Origin of the sequence: Bacillus haikouensis (genome assembly GCF_013179555.1) — a bacterium.
Lineage (GTDB): Bacteria > Bacillota > Bacilli > Bacillales > Bacillaceae_B > Rossellomorea > Rossellomorea haikouensis_A.
Genome location: NZ_JABMCR010000521.1, coordinates 1 through 1,478 on the forward strand (window position 1 = coordinate 1; position 1,478 = coordinate 1,478).

The following is a 1,478-nucleotide window of genomic DNA, read 5'->3' on the forward strand; positions in this document are numbered from 1 at the left end:
CCAATAGAAGGATCAAATGCCCTGTCTACTACATTATGGAGTGTGACCCGATCAGAGTACCTCATCAGAAAAACATTACCTTTCCTGTCGTCTCTGGTTTAGGGATATACGTTTCTAAGATGGACTGATAGGGTTTAAAATCGTCTTCTGTGAATGAAACAGATCGGCCTTCGACGGATTCCGATTTCATCCCCTCGCTGCCGATTTTGTTATACCGGTTCACCACCAGCTCCTCAACAATGAACATTAACTCTTGAGGGATCTCTGTTTTGCCAGCATTTTGTTTTAACCAAACTTTTAACCTAGACTCTACATTTGTGATAAGTCTATCAATCTGACTGTCTTGAAGGTCATCTTGAATTCCTACAATGATTTTGACATTATTTTTAATAGTCATCCAATCACTTCAATTCTGCTTGTGCAGCAAAGGCTTCTTCTTTACCTTGAATCTTTTCTCCGTTAGACAACACATACCAGGGGCCGCCTGTATGCTTGGGAAACTCATTTTCTTCAGAAGATTCTTTTGAGGTACTAGGCTCATGTTCGACTACTTCCGACTCTCCTCCCATTTGCTCAATCAACGGCTTCCCAACTTTATTGTCTGAGCTTAATAATTCCCCGACCCTTTCTTTGCTTACCTTACCTTTCGCAGGGAAGGTATCTCCTTTACGATAAATACGCTGATCATCTTCTTTGTCTCTGAAAGCTCTTATAACTTTGTAAGGCATTCCTATCATCCTCTCTAGAATGGTTTTACGCTGTTGGCGCTGGACCTGGAACTAATTTAGCGAACGCTTCATCTTTAATGATCATTAAACCTACATCCATTGTGGCACGGAGAGCAACCATTTCTTGCTCAAACAAGTTGATAGGTGACCCGTCTGCATTTGTAATAGTCGACAGTTGCGCTTCCTCTGAAATTGCATAATCAATATTAAAAGGAATACCATAACGCAATTGATCAAAATCACCAGCGTAAAGAATTCCCTTTGCAAGATTTGCAGATTTCAAATCCACTGCTGGCAACCCATCAATCGTATTGTTAGAACGATCATACAATGATTGTAATGTTCCGTTTTCAGCTTTTTGTGCATTCCTTAAAGCAGTATGGTTTTGCACTTTAGAAATCCATGCATTTGGCTCTACATCATTTTCGAAAAGCTCATCTTCTACAGCCAGGATATTATCGTAAGTGATCCCGTCATAAACGATGTTTTCTGCAGCTGTTACTGATTGTTCGATTGATTGTGTAAATGGGTTTGCTACATTCAGGATTCCTGCTTCATCAAATTTTTTATAGAATGCCTCTGCAATCTTCGGCCTCATGATTTCAAAGAAATTCGAAACCCTGTATTGTAGATACTCTCGGGAAACTGGTAGAATGACACCCAGCTTCTTAGCTGTCATCTTTACTTGCAGCAAGGTTGGTTTTGAAGTTTGAATCTTCTCAGTCTCACCTACCCAGTAAGCCCCAGGTC

Annotated in this window: 3 protein-coding genes; all 3 read right to left on the bottom strand. The window is 40.5% G+C overall.

What is annotated here, in order from left to right; translation table 11 throughout:
- Positions 1-64: 64 nt before the first annotated feature.
- Complete coding sequence (locus HP456_RS23865; RefSeq protein WP_172255657.1) at positions 65-397, bottom strand: phage head-tail connector protein; 333 nt, start codon at positions 395-397, stop codon at positions 65-67.
- Positions 398-401: 4 nt separating this feature from the next.
- Positions 402-728, bottom strand: coding sequence for a hypothetical protein (locus HP456_RS23870; RefSeq protein WP_172255655.1), 327 nt, complete (start codon positions 726-728; stop codon positions 402-404).
- A gap of 25 nt (positions 729-753) precedes the next feature.
- On the bottom strand, positions 754-1,478 hold a 725-nt coding region (locus HP456_RS23875; RefSeq protein WP_172255659.1), incomplete at its 5' end, for a phage major capsid protein.

Bases quoted from the DNA above. Each gene is read 5' to 3' on its own strand.
- HP456_RS23865 (WP_172255657.1), bottom strand. From the start codon at position 397: ATGACTATTAAAAATAATGTCAAAATCATTGTAGGAATTCAAGATGAC.
- HP456_RS23870 (WP_172255655.1), bottom strand. From the start codon at position 728: ATGCCTTACAAAGTTATAAGAGCTTTCAGAGACAAAGAAGATGATCAG.